Source organism: Rubrivivax gelatinosus IL144 (assembly GCF_000284255.1).
Taxonomy (GTDB): Bacteria; Pseudomonadota; Gammaproteobacteria; order Burkholderiales; family Burkholderiaceae_C; genus Rubrivivax; species Rubrivivax gelatinosus_A.
Window position 1 is genome coordinate 4,312,985 of record NC_017075.1, and the last position, 18,324, is coordinate 4,331,308.

16 protein-coding genes are annotated in these 18,324 nt (G+C 71.2%); 9 read left to right on the forward strand and 7 right to left on the reverse strand.

Features of this window, described 5'->3' with window-relative positions; translation table 11 throughout:
* Positions 1-19: 19 nt before the first annotated feature.
* Genes RGE_RS19565 through ureC form a run of 3 tightly spaced genes read left to right on the forward strand, consistent with a single transcriptional unit; the run spans position 20 to position 2,366 of the window.
* A complete protein-coding gene (locus RGE_RS19565) occupies positions 20-322 on the forward strand; it encodes an urease subunit gamma (RefSeq protein WP_014430193.1) in 303 nt (100 codons plus the stop codon).
* 8 nt (positions 323-330) lie between these two features.
* The gene (locus tag RGE_RS19570; RefSeq protein ID WP_014430194.1) at positions 331-636 is read left to right on the forward strand and encodes an urease subunit beta; all 306 of its coding nucleotides are present in this window, start codon (positions 331-333) and stop codon (positions 634-636) included.
* Positions 636-2,366: an urease subunit alpha gene (gene ureC, locus RGE_RS19575; protein ID WP_014430195.1), complete on the forward strand. Its 1,731-nt coding sequence runs from the start codon at positions 636-638 to the stop codon at positions 2,364-2,366. The genes RGE_RS19570 and ureC overlap by 1 nt, the downstream gene beginning before the upstream one ends.
* A gap of 40 nt (positions 2,367-2,406) precedes the next feature.
* Here ureC and RGE_RS19580 read toward each other — a convergent pair whose 3' ends face one another.
* The 3 genes from RGE_RS19580 to RGE_RS19590 all read right to left on the reverse strand — a co-directional run bounded on the left by RGE_RS19580 (position 2,407) and on the right by RGE_RS19590 (position 8,738).
* On the reverse strand, positions 2,407-3,822 hold the full coding sequence (locus RGE_RS19580) for a thiol-activated cytolysin family protein (protein WP_014430196.1): 1,416 nt from the start codon (positions 3,820-3,822) through the stop codon (positions 2,407-2,409).
* A gap of 166 nt (positions 3,823-3,988) precedes the next feature.
* Entirely contained in the window at positions 3,989-6,574 is a 2,586-nt protein-coding gene (cphA, locus tag RGE_RS19585; RefSeq protein WP_014430197.1) for a cyanophycin synthetase, read from the reverse strand.
* Between the two features lie 7 nt (positions 6,575-6,581).
* Entirely contained in the window at positions 6,582-8,738 is a 2,157-nt protein-coding gene (locus RGE_RS19590; protein ID WP_014430198.1) for a cyanophycin synthetase, read from the reverse strand.
* A gap of 121 nt (positions 8,739-8,859) precedes the next feature.
* Between RGE_RS19590 and RGE_RS19595 the strand changes: the two genes are divergently transcribed.
* A complete protein-coding gene (locus tag RGE_RS19595; protein WP_050985409.1) occupies positions 8,860-11,103 on the forward strand; it encodes a cyanophycin metabolism-associated ABC transporter in 2,244 nt (747 codons plus the stop codon).
* Between the two features lie 9 nt (positions 11,104-11,112).
* The gene (locus tag RGE_RS19600) at positions 11,113-11,583 is read left to right on the forward strand and encodes a cyanophycin metabolism-associated DUF1854 family protein (RefSeq protein ID WP_014430200.1); all 471 of its coding nucleotides are present in this window, start codon (positions 11,113-11,115) and stop codon (positions 11,581-11,583) included.
* A gap of 249 nt (positions 11,584-11,832) precedes the next feature.
* Here RGE_RS19600 and RGE_RS19605 read toward each other — a convergent pair whose 3' ends face one another.
* The 4 genes from RGE_RS19605 to RGE_RS19620 form a co-directional block, all read right to left on the reverse strand.
* A complete protein-coding gene (locus tag RGE_RS19605) occupies positions 11,833-12,294 on the reverse strand; it encodes an ORF6N domain-containing protein (protein ID WP_014430201.1) in 462 nt (153 codons plus the stop codon).
* 177 nt (positions 12,295-12,471) lie between these two features.
* Positions 12,472-13,551 (reverse strand): tartrate dehydrogenase, encoded by a 1,080-nt coding sequence (locus RGE_RS19610; protein WP_014430202.1) that lies wholly within the window; start codon positions 13,549-13,551, stop codon positions 12,472-12,474.
* 67 nt (positions 13,552-13,618) lie between these two features.
* On the reverse strand, positions 13,619-13,852 hold the full coding sequence (locus tag RGE_RS19615; protein WP_014430203.1) for a DUF1653 domain-containing protein: 234 nt from the start codon (positions 13,850-13,852) through the stop codon (positions 13,619-13,621).
* Positions 13,849-14,520 (reverse strand): TetR/AcrR family transcriptional regulator, encoded by a 672-nt coding sequence (locus RGE_RS19620; protein WP_014430204.1) that lies wholly within the window; start codon positions 14,518-14,520, stop codon positions 13,849-13,851. The genes RGE_RS19615 and RGE_RS19620 overlap by 4 nt, the downstream gene beginning before the upstream one ends.
* A gap of 94 nt (positions 14,521-14,614) precedes the next feature.
* Between RGE_RS19620 and RGE_RS19625 the strand changes: the two genes are divergently transcribed.
* From RGE_RS19625 to RGE_RS19640, 4 genes are all read left to right on the forward strand, one after another.
* Positions 14,615-15,820, forward strand: coding sequence for a Tm-1-like ATP-binding domain-containing protein (locus tag RGE_RS19625; RefSeq protein ID WP_014430205.1), 1,206 nt, complete (start codon positions 14,615-14,617; stop codon positions 15,818-15,820).
* 20 nt (positions 15,821-15,840) lie between these two features.
* Positions 15,841-16,674 (forward strand): phosphoenolpyruvate hydrolase family protein, encoded by an 834-nt coding sequence (locus RGE_RS19630; protein WP_014430206.1) that lies wholly within the window; start codon positions 15,841-15,843, stop codon positions 16,672-16,674.
* Between the two features lie 79 nt (positions 16,675-16,753).
* A complete protein-coding gene (locus RGE_RS19635) occupies positions 16,754-17,143 on the forward strand; it encodes a 4a-hydroxytetrahydrobiopterin dehydratase (RefSeq protein WP_014430207.1) in 390 nt (129 codons plus the stop codon).
* A 174-nt stretch (positions 17,144-17,317) separates the two neighbouring features.
* Positions 17,318-18,322: a beta-ribofuranosylaminobenzene 5'-phosphate synthase family protein gene (locus RGE_RS19640; protein WP_014430208.1), complete on the forward strand. Its 1,005-nt coding sequence runs from the start codon at positions 17,318-17,320 to the stop codon at positions 18,320-18,322.
* Positions 18,323-18,324 lie beyond the last annotated feature (2 nt).

The window sequence follows — 18,324 nt, forward strand, 5'->3', positions numbered from 1 at the left end:
ACTTGCAGGCGAGGCGCGCATGGACCTGACTCCCCGAGAAAAAGACAAGCTCCTGGTCTTCACCGCGGCCCTGCTGGCCGAGCGCCGCAAGGCGCGCGGGCTGAAGCTCAACGTGCCCGAGGCGATCGCGCTGATCACCGCCGCCATCCTGGAGGGCGCACGCGACGGCCGCACCGTCGCCGAGCTGATGAGCGAAGGCAAGCAGGTGCTGCGTCGCGACGAGGTGATGGACGGCGTGCCCGAGCTGATCCCGGAGATCCAGGTCGAGGCGACCTTCCCCGATGGCACCAAGTTGGTGACCGTGCACCAACCGATCGCATGAGGACGGCGATGATTCCCGGAGAACTGCTGATCGACGAAGGCGAGCTGACGCTCAACCCCGCCCGCCCGACGCTGACCCTGGTGGTCGAGAACACCGGCGACCGCCCGATCCAGGTCGGCTCGCACTACCACTTCGCCGAGACCAACCCGGCGCTCCGCTTCGACCGAGCGGCGGCGCGCGGCCTGCGCCTGGACATCGCCAGCGGCACCGCGGTGCGTTTCGAGCCCGGCCAGCAGCGCACCGTGCAACTGGTGCCCTACGGCGGCGAGCGCCGCGTCTGGGGCTTCCGCGGCGACGTGCAGGGAGCGCTGTGATGAGCACGAGCATCGGACGGCGCGCTTACGCCGAGATGTACGGCCCGACGCTGGGCGACCGCGTGCGCCTGGCCGACACCGAACTGATCGTCGAGGTCGAGGCCGACTACACGCTGCGCGCCGGCGGTTACGGCGAGGAGGTGAAGTTCGGCGGCGGCAAGACGATCCGCGACGGCATGGGCCAGGGCCAGGCGGTCAACGGCCCCGGCCACCACGAGGCGGCCGACTGCGTCATCACCAACGCGCTGATCATCGACCACTGGGGCATCGTCAAGGCCGACATCGGCCTGAAGGGCTGCCGCATCGCCGCCATCGGCAAGGCCGGCAACCCCGACGTGCAGCCGGGCGTGGACATCGTCATCGGCCCGGGCACCGAGATCATCGCCGGCGAGGGGATGATCGTCACCGCCGGCGGCATCGACAGCCACATCCACTTCATCTGCCCGCAGCAGATCGATGAGGCGCTGAACTCGGGCGTCACGACGATGCTGGGCGGCGGCACCGGGCCGGCCACCGGCACCTTCGCGACCACCTGCACGCCGGGGCCGGAGAACCTGCACCGCATGCTGCAGGCGGCCGACGCCTTCGCGATGAATCTGGGCTTCCTCGGCAAGGGCAACGCCAGCCGGCCCGAGGCGCTGAGCCAGCAGATCGCCGCCGGCGCCATCGGCCTGAAGCTGCACGAGGACTGGGGCACGACGCCCAGCGCGATCGACAACTGCCTGGACATCGCCGAGGCCACCGACACCCAGGTCTCGATCCACAGCGATACGCTCAACGAGTCGGGCTTCGTCGAGGACACGATCGCCGCGACCAAGGGCCGCACGCTCTGCGCCTTCCACACCGAAGGCGCCGGCGGCGGCCACGCGCCGGACATCCTGCGGGTCGCCGGCGAGCCCAACTTCCTGCCCAGCAGCACCAACCCGACGATGCCCTACACCGCCAACACGGTGGACGAGCACCTGGACATGCTGATGGTCTGCCACCACCTGGACGCCGGCATCGCCGAGGACCTGGCCTTCGCCGAGAGCCGCATCCGCCGCGAGACCATCGCCGCCGAGGACGTGCTGCACGACCTGGGCGCGATCAGCATGATGAGCAGCGACAGCCAGGCGATGGGCCGCGTCGGCGAGGTCATCATCCGCACCTGGCAGACGGCGCACAAGATGAAGGTCCAGCGCGGCGCGCTGGCCGGCGACAACGCCCGCAACGACAACCAGCGCGTCAAGCGCTACGTCGCCAAGTACACGATCAACCCGGCGATCGCCAACGGCATCGCGCACGAGGTCGGTTCGGTCGAGATCGGCAAGTGGGCCGACCTGGTGCTGTGGCGGCCGGCCTTCTTCGGCGTCAAGCCGAGCCTGGTGCTGAAGGGCGGCTTCATCGCCGTCGCGGCGATGGGCGACCCGAACGCCAGCATCCCGACGCCCCAGCCGGTGCATTACCGGCCGATGTTCGGCAGCTTCGGCGGCGCGCGTGCCGCGACCTCGCTGACCTTCGTCAGCCAGGCGGCGCTGCAGGCCGAGATCGGCGACCAGCTGGGCCTGGCCAAGCGCCTGGCCGCGGTGCAGGGCTGCCGCCAGGTTAAGAAGGGCGACATGGTGCACAACGGCTGGCTGCCGAAGATGGAGATCGACCCGCAGACCTACGAGGTGCGGGCCGACGGCCAGCTGCTGACCTGCGAGCCGGCGACCGTGCTGCCGCTCGCGCAGAAGTACTTCCTGTTCTGAACCACCGCCGCGGCCCATGGCCGGCCGCGGCGGTGCACGATCAGTCGTCGAGGTGGGCGTTCAGCGTGCCACCCCACAGGTGGATCGTGCGGTCACTGGTCAGGCAGTCGTAGCTCTTGAACTTGGACCGCCAGGTCTTGAAGAAGATCGCATAACGACCTTCGACGACCAGGTTGCGCACGTCACCGCGCATCTGCAGCATCGCCTCGTAAGGCGCCGTGTGGTCGCCCGAGTGCCACTCCGTGGCCTTGAACTGCTTCGACTCCTCGTCGTACTGCTCCCAGCGCGCGTTGAAGCTGGCGACGAAGCCGCCGGTGTGGCGCATCGTCACCGTGTGGTCGGCGAGCACCTCGCGGATCGTCTCGACGTAACGTGTCGTCGACCGGATCTGCGACGTGGCGCGGCTGCGCAGGTCGGCCACCATGTAGGCGATCGGGTGGGCGAGGTTGGTCCTCGAGAACTCGATGCCCTTGGAGATCGCGGCGCTCATCGCGTCGACGTCGCCGGCGACGAGATCGGCCGCCGAGTCGCCACCGCCGAGCACCAGCACCCGGAACGACGACGCCCGGGCGATGCGGTCATAACGCTCCTGCATCTCGGCGCTGACCTTCAGCCCCTGCGACTTGTAGTCCAGCGTCGCCTCGGCCTCCTGCGCCGTGACGTGCTGCTGGGTGCTCATCTGGACGACGATCAGCCGGCCGTAGTCGACGCAGCGCACGAGCCCGGGCGGCGCGCTGGACGGCATGTTCACCGGCCCCAGGCTGACCCCGGGCGCGAACAGCAGGCCGGCCTCGTCGGGCTCTTCGACCACCACCGAGAAGTAGATCTGCTTGAAGACGCGGTAGACCACGGTCTCGTCGCCGGTGCTGCCGACCTTCAGCCCGGCCGTTGCCTGGCTGCGGCCCCACTGCGCGCCGAACCCGCACTCGACGCCGATCTGCTCCTTCGAATACGCCGTGTGCGACTCCGAGAACGCGCGCATCGGCGGCCGGTAGCCCTGGGCGTGCTGGACGTCCTGGAACCAGGTGTCGACGATCTTCTGGATCGCCAGGTCCACCGAGACGGCCGTCGGGCGTTCGACTTCGACCACGCCGCGCTCCTCCAGCCCCGGCAGGTCGACACGCAGGCGGATCGGCCGCCGCGACAAGGTGTAGGGCGTCGGCATGCCCTCGGCCAGGCTGCGGTCCTGCTTGACCAGGGCGCCAGGGAAGACGACGCCGGCGGCAGGGTTCAGCAGCAGGTTCTCGGTGAGGCGGGAACTCGCGTCGTGCAGCCGCTTGGTCACGATGACCACGCGGCCGCCCTCGTGGGCGCGGGTTTCACCGGCCGACGCCGGGTCGAGTTCCGCCGGCGTCAGGTCGACCGCCAGCAACTGGTTGAGGTCGTAGGACAGCCCCTGGATGTACGCCGTGTTGGCCGTCACTTCGGTATCGGGACGATCGAGGACCACGGACATGGATGCCTCCTATGAGGTCTCCGGTGGCTGCGCCGCCGCCCCATGCGACGGCGATGCGACCGGTAGAAGGCCAACATAGGAAGCCACCCCGCGACTTCCATGTCGCGGGTCAACCGCCACCCGCCGTGGCGGGGGGCGATCTAGGGGGACGGCGCTCGGGGCCGGCTCAGGCCGCCAGCGCCTCGCCGGCTTCGGCGATGCGGCGCGCCAGATGTTCCAGCGCTTCCTCGACCTGGTCGACGAGCACCAGGCACAGGTCGCCGGGCTCCAGCAGTTCGAGCGCCCGGTCGATGGCGACGAACTCGCCGTGGATCTCCTCGACGCGGCGGGTGCGCGGGGCGCCGCGCAGGCCTTCGCGCAGCAGCGCGATGACTTCGCCGTCGGCACGGCCGCGCTGGGCGGCGTCCTGGTACAGCAGCACGTCGTCGAAGGCGGCGCCGAGGATCTGCGTCTGCTCGCGGATGTCCTCGTCGCGGCGGTCGCCGGCGGCGCTGATGACGACCGAGCGGCGCCGGGCCGGCATCGCCTCGACGGCGCCGACCAGGGCGCGCATCGCGTCGGCGTTGTGGCCGTAGTCGGCGATGATCGTCGCGCCGCGGTAGTCCATGACGTTGAAGCGCCCCGGCGCGTTGTGCGCGTCGTTGACGAAGCTGGCCAGGCCGGCGCTGACGGCGTCGAAGCTGAGCGCGCAGCCCCAGGCCGCGGCGACCGCGGCGAGCGCGTTCTCGACCTGGAAGCCGATCGTGCCGTTGCGCGTCAGCGGCACCTCGCGCAGCGGCACGCGGGCCCGCGCCGAGCCGTTGACGGCGACGATCGCGTCACCGTCGACGAACACCGTGCGCCCGCCCTGGGCGCGGTGCGCGACCATCGCCGGCAGATGACCGTCGACGGCGAACAGGATCACGCCGCCCGGGCAGTGCTGGGCCATCGCCAGCGTGATCGGGTCGGCGGCGTTGAGCACGGCGTAGCCGCTCTCGGCGACGTTCTGCACGATGACGCGCTTGAGCACCGCCAGGTCCTCGACCGTCGTGATGTAGTTCAGGCCGAGGTGGTCGCCGGCGCCGACGTTGGTGACCACGGCGACCTGGCAGCGGTCGAAGCCCAGGCCCTCGCGCAGCATGCCGCCGCGTGCGGTCTCCAGCACCGCGGCTTCGGTGTCCGGGTGGGCGAGCACGTTGCGCGCGCTCTTCGGGCCGCTGCAGTCGCCGCTGTCGATCTGGTGGCCGTCGACCCAGACACCGTCGGTGTTGGTCATGCCGACCTTGTAGCCGGCGGCGTTGAACAGGTGGGCGATCAGGCGCGTGACGGTGGTCTTGCCGTTGGTGCCGGTGACGGCGACGACCGGGATGCGGCCGTCCTGGCCCGACGGGAACAGGCGCTCGACGATGGCCTCGCCGACCGCACGCGGCTTGCCGAAGCTCGGCGCCAGGTGCATGCGCAGGCCCGGCGCGGCGTTGACTTCGACGACGCCGCCGCGCTGCTGCTCCAGCGGCATGCCGACGGTCTCGCAGACCACGTCGACGCCGCAGATCTCCAGCCCGACCATGCGCGCCGCAGCCACCGCACGCGCGGCGACCTCGGGGTGCACGTCGTCGGTGACGTCGGTGGCGCTGCCGCCGGTGCTGAGGTTGGCGTTGTGGCGCAGCACGACCTTCTGGCCGTTGGCCGGCACGGCCTCGGGCGACAGGCCCAGCAGTTCCAGGCGTGCCATCGCGACGTCGTCCAGGCGGATGCGCGTCAGCGCGGTGGCGTGGCCGTCGCCGCGGCGCGGGTCGGCGTTGACCGTGTCGACGAGCTGGCGCACGGTGTGCACGCCGTCGCCGATGACGTAGGGCGGGTCGCGGCGCGCGGCGGCGACCAGCTTCTCGCCGACGACCAGCAGGCGGAAGTCGTGGCCGGGCAGGAACTGCTCGACCATCACCTCGCCGATCTCGTCGGCGACGCGGTAGGCGGTCTCGTACTGGGCGCGGTCGGTGACGTTGACCGTCACGCCCTTGCCCTGGTTGCCGTCGCGCGGCTTGACGACGACCGGCAGGCCCAGCTCGGTGGCCGCGGCCCAGCCGTCCTCGAGGTCGGTGACCGGGCGGCCGCGTGGCACCGGCACGCCGGCCGAGGCCAGCAGGCGCTTGGTCAGGTCCTTGTCCTGGGCGATCGACTCGGCGACGGCGCCGGTGGAATCGACCTCGGCGGCCCAGATGCGGCGCAGGTTTGCGCCCCAGCCGAACTGCACCAGGCTGCCTTCGGTCAGGCGGCGGTAGGGGATGCCGCGCGCGATCGCGGCCGAGACGATGGAGCCGGTGCTCGGCCCCAAGCGCACGTCCTCGTCGATGGCGCGCAGCTCGGCCACCGCGGCTTCGCTGTCGAAGGCCGCGCCGCCGACGGCCGCCGCGAGCAGGCGCTCGGCCAGCTCCAGCGCGCGCCGGCCGACCTTCTCCTCGGTGTACTCGACGACGATCTGGTAGACGCCGGGCTCGGGCGCGGCCGCGGTGCGCGAGAACGAGACGCGGCAGCCGGCACGCGCCTGCAGCGCCAGCGCCAGGCGTTCCAGCCAGCGCGCCATCGTCACCGGCTCGCGGGTGCCGATCGGGCGCACCGGCGAGACGTCGGGCAGCAGCTCGCGCAGCCGGCGCTCCAGCGGGGAACCGGCTTCGATCGCCGTTTCCTCGGGCGTGCAGCGCACGATGGCTTCGATCGCCGTGTGCCGGCTCCAGAGATTGGGACCGCGCAGCGCGCGGATGCGGGTGACGTCCATGGCGTTCTCAGCGGATGTCGGCAGGGGTCTGCAGATCGAAGGTGTCGAGGCCTGCGGCCAGCAGCGCCGGCGCCAGGCCGAAGGCCCAGGCAGCGGCGACGGCCGGCAGCAGCACGGAGGCGTCGGGCAGCGGGTTGCGGCCGCGCACGGCCAGCGGCGTCTCGCCGTGGCCTTCGCACAGCCAGATGCGGCCTTCGCGCAGCAGCACGGCATGGCCGCCGCGTTCGCGGTGGTCGGCCAGCACGGCGGCGTCGGTGGCGTAGAGCGTGACCTCGCCGTCGCAGTGCTCGGCCAGCGCCGCGACACGCGGGTCGTCGGCGTTGAGCACGCCGATGCCGTCGGCGAGCACGACGTCCATCTGCGTGCGCAGCACGCGCGGCAGGTCGTCGGCGCCGTGGATGTCGTGGCGCTCCAGCGTCTCGGCGCCGTCCAGGTCGGTGACGACGCCGATGCGGCAGCGGTCGTAGACCAGGCCTTCGTCGAGGATCGTCGCGGCGCCGTTCTCGAAGACCGCGGCGTCGACCTCGCGGTTGAGCAGCAGGCGCTCGGCGATCACGCCGCGCGTCGCGTCGCGTTCGTCGATGCGGCGCGTGTCCAGGAACAGGCCGTCGCGGCAGGCCAGGCCGACGTGGTGGCCCGACAGCTGCAGCAGCCAGGCCACGAGGCGGGCGATCGGCGTCGCGACCTCGCCGCCGGCGATGCCGACGATGGGGATGCGGCCGTCGTCGCCGGGCGGGAACAGGTGGTCGATGATCGCCTGGCCCACCGGGCGCGGCGAACCGACCGCCGGCTTGGTGTGCGCCAGCAGCCCGGGGCCGGCGTTGACCTCGACGACGGCGGCGTGCTGGCCGCGCAGCGGGCGCGAGATGTCCTGCGCGACGAGGTCGATGCCGGCGATGTCCAGGCCGACGGTGCGCGCGGCCAGCGAGCCGATGCGCGCGAAGTCGGGGTGCAGGTCGTCGGTGCAGTCGATGGCGACGTTGCCGTTGCGCTGGATCAGCACGCGGCGGCCGGCGGCGGGCACGTCGTCCGGGCCCAGGTTTTGGCGGCGCAGGTCGACGAGGATCGCGCCGTCCTCGCGCACGCGGATGCGGCCCAGCGGGTGGTCTTCGGTCTCGCCGCGGCGCGGGTCGCTGTTGAGCTGCGACTCGACCAGCTCGAAGACCGTGCTGCGGCCGTCGCCGACGACCCAGGCGGCTTCGCCGCGTGCGGCGGCGACGACTTCGCCGGCGACGACGAGCAGGCGGTGCTCGTCGCCGGGGATGTAGCGCTCGACGATGACTTCGCTGCCTTCGGCGTCGGCGACGGCGTAGGCCGCCTCGACCTGCTCGCGCGTCGTCAGGTCCAGCGTGACGCCGCGGCCGTGGTTGCCGTCGCTGGGCTTGACGGCCACCGGCAGGCCGACGTCCTCGGCGATGTCCCAGGCTTCGGCGGCGCTGGCGGCGACGCGGCCTTCGGGCACCGGCACGCCGACCGAGGCCAGCAGGCGCTTGGTCAGGTCCTTGTCGCGGGCGATGCCTTCGGCGATGGCGCTGGTGCGGTCGGTCTCGGCGGTCCAGATCCGGTGCTGGCGCTTGCCGTGGCCGAGCTGCACCAGGTTGCCTTCGTTCAGGCGCAGGTGCGGGATGCGGCGTTCGGTGGCCGAGGCGACGATGTGCGCCGTGCTCGGGCCGAGGTAGGCGTCGTCGATCGCGTCGCGCACCGCCTGCACCGCGGCGGCGAGGCCGAACTCGCGGCCGTTGATCGCCGCCATCAGCAGCGCATGGCCTTGCTGCAGCGCACAACGTGCCACGGCTTCGTCGCGGGCCCGGAAGACCATGCGGTAGACGCCGGTCTTGGAGGTGCTGCGCGTCTGGCCGAAGCCGGTGGGCATGCCGGCCAGGTTCAGCAGTTCGATGATGACGTGTTCGAGCACGTGGCCCATCCAGGTGCCGCCGCGCAGGCGCTGGATGAAGCCGCCGCGCTCGCCGACGCCGCAGTGGTGCTCTTCCAGCGCCGGCAGCAGCGCCAGCAGGCGGTCGACGAAACCCGGCAGCTTGTCCGACGGGTGCTGCTCCAGCTCGCCCAGGTCGAGCCAGACCTCCAGCGCCGACCGGTAGGTCCAGAGGTTGGGGCCGCGCAGATAGGTGATGCGCAGCAGGCGGATGTCGTCGAAGGTCTTCATCTTGGTCGTGCGTTCGTCGCCTCGGGGCGAATTGCGGCGCGAATTCTTGTCGGCCGGCGGTCGGCGTAGGGGCCGGCTGGCGCGTTACGCGACAATCGCGCGCTCGCCGCTTGACTCACCCATGCCTTCATCCGATCCGTCTCCTGTGCTCGCCGCGGCGCCCTCCGCACCGCTCGAACCAGGGGAAAACGCGCTGGCCGGCCTGGACGTTGACCTGGACGCGAAGGACCGCTTCGCAACCGGCGAAATAGTTCTCACCGATCGCCGCCTGCTCGCCCGCGACGCCGGGTCCGCCGCCTGGCGGTCCTGGCCGCTTTCGGCGTCGCTGACGCTGCAACATCTCGACCACGGCGGCGTCGGCCAGCTCTCGCTGCACGACGACGACGGCCGCCTGGCCGGCTGGCGCTACACGCTCGGCCGCGACCCGGCGGCGCTGAAGCTGCTCGGCCTGTTCGAGCGCCAGAAACGGCGCCTGGCCAGCGGCGAGACCGATCCGGAAGACGAGGCCGAGGCCGAAGAAACCGATTTCGGCGTCGAATCGGCGACGCCGCCGTCGACCTGGGTGCTGCTGCGCCTGGGCCGTTTCGCGAAGCCGTACCGCTGGCAGCTGCTGCTGGGTTTCGTGCTGACGCTGGCGTCGACCGCCGCGTCGCTGGTGCCGCCGTACCTGACGATCCCGCTGATGGACGAGGTGCTGATCCCGTACCAGAACGGCAAGCAGATCGATTCTCATCTCGTCTGGATGCTGCTGGCCGGGCTGGCCGGCTCGGCGCTCGTCGCCTGGGCGCTGGGCTGGATGCGCACCTGGCTGCTGGCGCTGGTCAGCGAACGCATCGGCGCCGACCTGCGCACCGCCACCTTCGATCATCTGCTGCAGCTGTCGCTGGACTACTTCGGCAGCAAACGCACCGGCGACCTGATGTCGCGCATCGGCAGCGAAAGCGACCGGATCTGCGTCTTCCTGTCGCTGCACGCGCTGGATTTCGCCACCGACGTGCTGATGATCGGCATGACGGCGACGATCCTGTTCAGCATCAACCCGTCGCTGGCGCTGGCCACGCTGGTGCCGCTGCCCTTCATCGCCTGGATGATCCACCTGGTGCGCGACCGCCTGCGCACCGGCTTCGAGAAGATCGACCGCGTCTGGGGCGAGGTGACCAGCGTGCTGGCCGACACCATCCCCGGCATCCGCGTCGTCAAGGCCTTCGCGCAGGAGAAGCGCGAAGCCGAGCGCTTCCGCCGCGCCAACCGCGCGAACCTGGAAGTCAACGACAAGCTGAACAAGACCTGGAGCCTGTTCACGCCGACCGTGTCGCTGCTGACCGAGATCGGCCTGCTCGTCGTCTGGGCCTTCGGCATCTGGCTGGTCAGCCGCGACGCGATCACCGTCGGCGTGCTGAGCGCCTTCATCGCCTACATCGGCCGCTTCTACGGCCGGTTGGACTCGATGAGCCGCATCGTCTCGGTGACGCAGAAGGCCGCCGCCGGCGCCAAGCGCATCTTCGACATCCTCGACCACGTCAGCAACGTGCCCGAGCCGGCGCAGCCGGTGAAGATCGAGCGCGTGCAGGGCGGGCTGTCGCTGCAGGGCGTGGGCTTCCGCTACGGCAGCCGCGCGGTGATCCGCGGCCTGGACCTGGACATCCGCCCGGGCGAGATGATCGGCCTGGTGGGCCACAGCGGCTCGGGCAAGAGCACGCTGGTCAACCTGATCTGCCGCTTCTACGACGTGACCGACGGCGCGATCAAGGTCGACGGCGTCGACCTGCGCCGTTTCGGCGTCGCCGACTACCGCCGCCACATCGGCCTGGTGCTGCAGGAGCCCTTCCTGTTCTTCGGCACCGTCGCCGAAAACATCGCCTACGGCAAGCCCGACGCGACGCGCGAGGAGATCGTCGCCGCGGCACGCGCCGCGCACGCCCACGAGTTCATCCTGCGCCTGCCGCACGGCTACGACTCGGTGGTCGGCGAACGCGGCCAGGGGCTGTCGGGCGGCGAGCGCCAGCGCATCTCGATCGCGCGCGCTCTCTTGATCGACCCGCGCATCCTGATCCTCGACGAAGCGACGTCCTCGGTCGACACCGAGACCGAGAAGGAGATCCAGAAGGCGCTGGACAACCTGGTGCAGGGCCGCACGACGATCGCCATCGCCCACCGCCTGTCGACGCTGCGCCGGGCCGACCGGCTGGTCGTCATGGACCGCGGCCGCATCGTCGAGGTCGGCACGCACGACGAACTGCTGGCGCGCGAAGGCGCCTACTGGCGGCTGTACGAGGCGCAGGCGCGCCAGGTCGACGAGAGCGACGCCGAACGCCCGGTGCTGCCGCCGCCCGCGCCCGCCGCGCACCCCGCCGGCGCTGCCTGAGGACACGCGATGAACACCTTGTCCATCTCGCTGCAACGCGACGCCCACGGCCGCCTGGTGCTGATCGACGCCGAGGGCGTCGAACACGTCGGCGTCGTGCCGGTGCGCGCCTTCCCGCTGTCCGAACCGGGTGGCCCGGTGTCGCTGGTCGGCACCGACGGCCGCGAACGGCTCTGGATCGACCGCCCCGAGACCCTGCCCGCCGCAGCGCGCGAACTGCTGGACGCCGAACTGGCGCGACGCGAGTTCGCGCCGGTCATCGAACGCCTGCTCGAGGTCTCGACCTTCTCGACGCCCAGCACCTGGACCATCGACACCGACCGCGGTCGCACGACGCTGGTGCTCAAGGGCGAGGAAGACATCCGCCGCCTGAACGGCAGCGCCTTGCTGATCACCGACAGCCAGGGCATCGGCTACCGCATCGCCGACGCGAAGGCGCTGGATCGGCGGTCGAAGCGCCTTCTGGAACGGTTCTTGTGAGCCCCCGAGCTCGCTAACGCTCGCTACCCCCCGAGGGGGCCGTCCGCCGACGGCCCGGCGGAGCCGGGCCGTGGCGGGAAGCTTGATCGCGGAGAGCGAGTTGTTTTGCCGGCGCTCGCTGACATCGCTGCGCGGCCTGCAGGGCTGAGCCCGGACGCGATCCGTCCAGTGGACGGATCGCGCCTGGCGAAGAGCCGGGCCACTGGCCCGGCGCGGCCTGCAAGGCCGTCCGCCGCGACCGATGGGGCTCTACCGCGTTCCCTTCGCCTTCTCGTTGTTGTGCTCCGGCTGCACGAACCCGATCGGCCGCTTCGGCGGGTCGGGCGGCGTCATCAGTTCGCGCATGTGCACAGAGGCCCGCACAACGTATACCGACACCTCGATGGCACGCGGGCTGCTCAGCAGGTTCGCGGCCATGATCGCCCCGTGCTCGGTGAAGGCATAAGGCAAGTACTTGCGGTGCTGGCCGCGGCCGCCGGGTGCAGCGTCTAAGGTCGCAAGTTGCGACCTTAGAGTTCCCCACTCCTCGGACGTGAGCTGGAACATGAAGTCGGCCGGGAACTTGGACAGGTTGCGGCGGACCGCCTCGTTGAACCGCTTCGTTTCGACCTCGTAGAGCGCAGCCAGGTCAGCGTCCAGCAGGACGCGCTGGCCACGAACCGTGGCGATGCGCAGCGTGATGGCCTCGGTCGCCAGCAGCGGTGTGATCATGGGCGGTGGCCGCAGGGCTGGTTGTCACGGGCCTTGGCCCTGACCTGGCCGCAGCACCTGAGCAGAGACCGATGCCAGCGCATGTCGAGCTGTTTCACCATGCCATCCTCCTGGCCGGCACTGTCGGCGCGCCCGTGGTCGCCGCCAAGGCGGAATTGGTCCCCCGAAGGGACGGGCTCAGATCAGCGCCGCCACCGCCTCGCCGAGCTCGGTGGTGCTGGCGCTGCCGCCCAGGTCGGGCGTGCGCGGGCCTTCGCGCAGCACGGTTTCGATGGCGCGCACGATGGCGTCGTGGGCGGCGCGGCCGGCGCCTTCGCCGCCGGTCAGGAAGTCCAGCATCAGCGCGCCCGACCAGATCATCGCGATCGGGTTGGCGATGTTGCGGCCGTAGATGTCCGGCGCCGAGCCGTGCACGGGCTCGAACAGCGACGGGAAACGGCGCTCGGGGTTCAGGTTGGCCGACGGCGCCAGGCCGATCGTGCCGGCGGTCGCAGGGCCCAGGTCGGACAGGATGTCGCCGAACAGGTTGCTGGCGACGACGACGTCGAAACGCTGCGGCTGCAGCACGAAGCGCGCAGTCAGGATGTCGATGTGCTGCTTGTCGACGGCGACCTGCGGGTAGGCCTTCGCCATCTCATCGGCACGCGAATCCCACCACGGCATGCTGATCGCGACGCCGTTGCTCTTGGTCGCCACCGTCAGGTGCCGGCGTGCGCGCGACGCGGCCAGCTCGAAGGCGAACTTCAGCACGCGGTCGGTGCCGTGGCGGCTGAAGACCGACTCCTGGATGACGATCTCGCGCTCGGTGCCCGCGAACATCGTGCCGCCGAGGTTGGTGTATTCGCCCTCGGTGTTCTCGCGCACGATCAGGTAGTCCAGGTCGCCCGGCTTGCGCCCGGCCAGCGGACAGGGCACGCCGTCGAACAGGCGCACCGGGCGCAGGTTGACGTACTGGTCGAACTCGCGGCGGAACTTCAGCAGGCTGCCCCAGAGCGAGACGTTGTCGGGCACCGTCGCCGGCCAGCCGACGGCGCCGAAGAAGATGGCGTCCATGCCGCCGAGCTGCTCCTTCCAGTCGTCCGGCATCATCGTGCCGTGCTGCCGGTAGTAGTCGCAGCTCGCCCACTCGATCTCGGTGAACTCCAGCGCCAGGCCGAAACGTTCGGCCGCGCGGCGCACAGCGCGCAGGCCTTCGGGGGCGACTTCCTTGCCGATTCCGTCTCCGGGGATCAGCGCGATGCGATAGGGGCGGCTCATCGGGGGGCCTCGTCGGTCGGGGCGGCCATGCTAATCGGCAGCCGACCGGCGCGTGGCGGGGCGGGCTTCAGCCGAAACGCTCGAAGCGCGGGCGTTCGCGGCCGTCGACGACGACGGTCTCGCCGAACATCGCGAACGGCCGCACCCAGGTGTCGGCGCTGGCGTAAAGCGGCCGGTACAGCACCAGCGGCTGCAGCGTCTCGCTGTGACGCACGACGCCCAGCACCTCGTACTCGCCGCCTTTGTAGTGGCGGTAGCGGCCGGGCGTGATCGTCGGCAGCGGCGGCAGTGCTTCGTTCATCGTGCGGTCCTTCGTGTCTTCGGCGCCGCGGCGGCCTGGCGCAGCGACGCATCGACCAGCGCCTCGGCCATCCAGCCGACGGTGGCGTCGACCTCGGCGTCCGACGCGCCCCACAAGTCCTTCAGCACGACCCGCGCCTCGATGCCGTAGAGCACCGACAGCGCACGGTGCAGCCGCGCCAGCGAGGCCGCCGGCAGCTCGGCGGCCAGCGGCTCGATCGCATGCGCAAGGATGCCGACGCGGTGGCCGCGGCGGTAGGGCTCTTCCTTCAGCCGCCCGGCGCGTTCCAGCGCCCAGTGCTCCAGCGAGAGCTGCACCGCGGCACGCATCTGCGGCTCGAACTCGCGAAAACGCGGGAAGGTCGAGGCGAAGAGTTCGGCCACGCGGCGACGGCCGTCGGGCTCGCTGGAGTCGAAGCTGCGCAGCGGCCCCAGCGAGACGTCGATCACCGCGGTGACCAGCGCGCTGCGGCTGGGGAAATAGCGGTAGGCCGTGGCGCGCGAGACCTCGGCGCGGCGCGCCACCTCGGGCAGCGTCGGCACCTGGCCTTCGCGGATCAGCGCCATCGCCGCGTCGAGCAGCAGGCGCCGCGTCGCGCCGCGGATGCCGCCTTCGATCTCGACGGTCGGCGGCGGGGCGGGCAGCGAGGAACGGGTCGTCTTGGGCATCGCGGGGCGGGGGTTGGCGCGGATTGCAACACAGGTCGCGCGGTGAGACACTCGTCTCATTTTCAGCCTGACGTCTCCATTCCCGAGGAGCAGCATGGACCCGACCGCCCCCCGCTACGCCGTCGTCGCCGGCACTTTCGACACCAAGGCGCGTGAACTCGTCTTCCTGCGCGACTGCCTGGCCGCGATGGGCGTGGCCACGCGCACCGTGGATCTCTCGACGCAGGGCCGCGGCGCCGGCGTCGACGTCACGGCCGAGGAGGTGGCGGCCTGCCACCCGCAAGGCGCGGCGGCAGTCTTCACCGGCGACCGCGGCAGCGCGGTGATCGCGATGGCGCAGGCCTTCGAACACTTCGTGCGCGGCCGCGACGACATCGCCGGGCTGCTGTCGGCCGGCGGCTCGGGCGCCACCGCGCTGGCCACGCCGGCGATGCGCGCCTTGCCGGTCGGCGTACCCAAGCTGATGGTCAGCACCGTCGCCTCGGGCGACGTGCGGCCCTACGTCGGCCCCAGCGACATCTGCATGATGTATTCGGTCACCGACGTGCAGGGCCTCAACCGCATCAGCCAGCGTGTGCTGGCCAACGCCGCGCACGCGATGGGCGGCATGGTGCGCGAACGCGCCGAGTTCACGTCGACGAAGCCGGCGATCGGGCTGACGATGTTCGGCGTCACGACGCCCTGCGTGCAGGCGATGACCGCGCTGCTGGAGCCCGACTACGACTGCCTGGTGTTCCACGCCACCGGCACCGGCGGCCAGTCGATGGAGAAACTCGCCGACTCGCACCTGCTGGCCGGCGTCATCGACGCGACGACGACCGAGGTCGCCGACGAGCTGATGGGCGGCGTCTTCAGCGCCGGGCCGGAACGTTTCGACGCCATCGCACGCAGCCGCGTGCCCTACGTCGGCTCCTGCGGCGCGCTGGACATGGTGAACTTCGGCGCCATCGACACCGTGCCCGAGCGCTACCGCCAGCGCAATCTCTACAAGCACAACGCCAACGTCACGCTGATGCGCACCAGCGTCGACGAGAACGTCGCGATGGGGCGCTTCATCGCCGCCAAGCTCAACCGCATGGACGGGCCGGTGCGTTTCTTCCTGCCCGAAGGCGGCGTCTCGATGCTCGACGCGCAAGGCCTGCCCTTCTGGGACCCGGCCGCCGACGCGGCGCTGTTCGACACCATAGAGCAGGACTTCCAGGCCACCGAAAACCGCCGGCTGATCCGCAGCCCGCTGCACGTCAACGACCCGAGCTTCGCCCGCCAGCTGGTCGAAGCCTTCAAGGAGATCGCCGGCTGAGGCCGGCGCAGGAGAACACGATGGCACGCATTCCCCGCCAGCAGATCCTCGACACCTTCCGCGCCAAGATCGCGCGCGGCGAACCCATCATCGGCGGCGGCGCCGGCACCGGCCTGTCGGCCAAGGGCGAGGAGGCCGGCGGCATCGACCTCATCGTCATCTACAACTCGGGCCGCTACCGCATGGCCGGGCGCGGTTCGCTCGCCGGCCTGCTGGCCTACGGCAACGCCAACGAGATCGTGCTCGACATGGCCAAGGAAGTGCTGCCGATGGTGCGCCGCACCCCGGTGCTGGCCGGCGTCAACGGCACCGACCCGTTCATGCTGCGCGATCACTTCCTGCAGCAGCTGATCGCCGTCGGCTTCTCCGGCGTGCAGAACTTCCCGACCGTGGGCCTGATCGACGGGACCTTCCGCGCCAACCTCGAAGAGACCGGCATGGGCTACGGCCTGGAAGTCGACATGATCCGCGCCGCGGCCGAGCTGGACCTGCTGACCACGCCCTACGTCTTCGACGAGACCAGCGCCGCCGACATGGCGCGCGCCGGCGCCGACATCCTGGTGCCGCACATGGGGCTGACGACCGGCGGCGCGATCGGCGCCGAGACCGCGCTGACGCTGGCCGACTGCGTGCCGCGCATCAACGCCTGGGCCGAGGCCGCGCGCCGCGTGAAGCCCGACATCATCGTGCTCTGCCACGGCGGCCCGATCGCCCAGCCCGAGGACGCGCAGTACATCCTCGACCACTGCCCCGAGGTCAACGGCTTCTACGGTGCGTCGAGCATGGAGCGCCTGCCGGTCGAAGGCGCGCTCGTCGAGCAGACGAAGAAGTTCAAGGCGATTCAGCGCGCATAAACCTCGGCGCCCACGCGGGCGCCGGCCTCGTGTCATCGTCGCGCCCGGCCGCTCCACCCCGGAGCAGGAAGGACGCACGATGACGACTTGGCGCAGGAAGCCGGCGAACGAGCCGTTCGCCGTCGACGAGGTCGAAGCCCGGCTGAAGGACGAACTGCCGGCCTGGCATTACGAAGACGGCTGGATCCGCCGCAAGTACAAGACCGCCGGCTGGAAGGGCACGCTGATGGTCGTCAACACCGTCGGCCACCTCGCCGAGGCCGCCTGGCACCACCCCGACCTGACGGTGTCCTACGCCTTCGTCACGGTGAAGCTGCAGACGCACGACGCCAAGGGCATCACCGAGAAGGACTTCGCGCTGGCGAAGAAGATCGACGAGGTGCTGATGTGGCAGCCCGGACGCGAGGCCGACCCGGTGTTCGAAGGCACGCCCGACGACCCGCGTTTCAAGTACCTCAAGTACGAGTGATCGGCGCCGCTGCGCTGACACAGTGTCCCCGGCGCGGCACAGCGAACGCGCCTTAAAGCGCCGCGATCCGCGCTTTTCTGCGGGTATTCCCGCACGTCGGGCGCCGCGCGCGGCGAAGGAACATGTCTTGCAACGGTGGCGGCATGAGCGCCGTCCACCGTCCGCGAGCCGACCATGCTGTCGCCCCTGCCCGTCCGCGCTGAGGCCCCGGTGCGTGTCGCCGTGCGCGCCCCCGGCCGGCTGCACCTGGGTTTCCTCGACCCGGCGGGCACGCTGGGCCGGCGTTTCGGCAGCCTGGGGCTGGTCATCGACGGTTTCGAGACCGAACTCGAACTGGCTTTCGCCGAGCACGACTCGGCCGTCGCCGACACCGAGGACGGCCAGGCCGAACTGGAACGTGCGCTCGACCACCTCACGCGCCTGCGCGAACTCAGCGGCTTCGACGCGCCGCTGGCGCTGCGCCTGGTGCGGGTGCTGCCGCCGCACGCCGGCTTCGGCTCGGGCACCCAGCTCGCGCTGGCACTGGGCCGGGCCTTCGTCCAGCTTCACGGGCTGCTACTGTCGACACCGCAGATCGCCGCCTGGCTGGGCCGCGGCCGGCGTTCGGGCATCGGCATCGCCGGTTTCGACGCCGGCGGGCTGATCGTCGACGGCGGCCCGGGCCGCGACGGCTCGCCGGCGCCGGTGCTGGCGCGGCTGGCGCTGCCGGCGGCCTGGCGGGTCATCGTCGTGCGCCATCCGGGGCGCCGCGGGCTGTCGGGCGACGAGGAGAAACGCGCCATCGCCGCGCTGCCGCCGCTGCCCGCCGTTGGCGCCGCCGAGCTCTGCCACCAGGTGCTGATGCGCGTGCTGCCGGGCGCCGCCGGCGACGACTTCACGGCCTTCGCCGCCGGGCTGAACCGCGTGCAGGACCTGCTCGGCGGCCATTTCGCGCCGGCCCAGGACGGCAGCGCCTACACCAGCGCCGAGGTCGGCCGGCTGCTGCAGTGGATGCACGCCGAAGCCGGCGACGCCGCCGCCGTCGGCCAGAGCTCCTGGGGGCCGACCGGCTTCGCGATCGTGCCCTCGGCCGCCGCCGCGGCGCGCCTGCTCGACGCGGCGCGCGCCGCCGGCGTCGTCTCCCCGGCGCTGGCCCTCACCACCGTGGCCGCGCGCGCCCATGGCGCCCGCGTCGCCTGAAC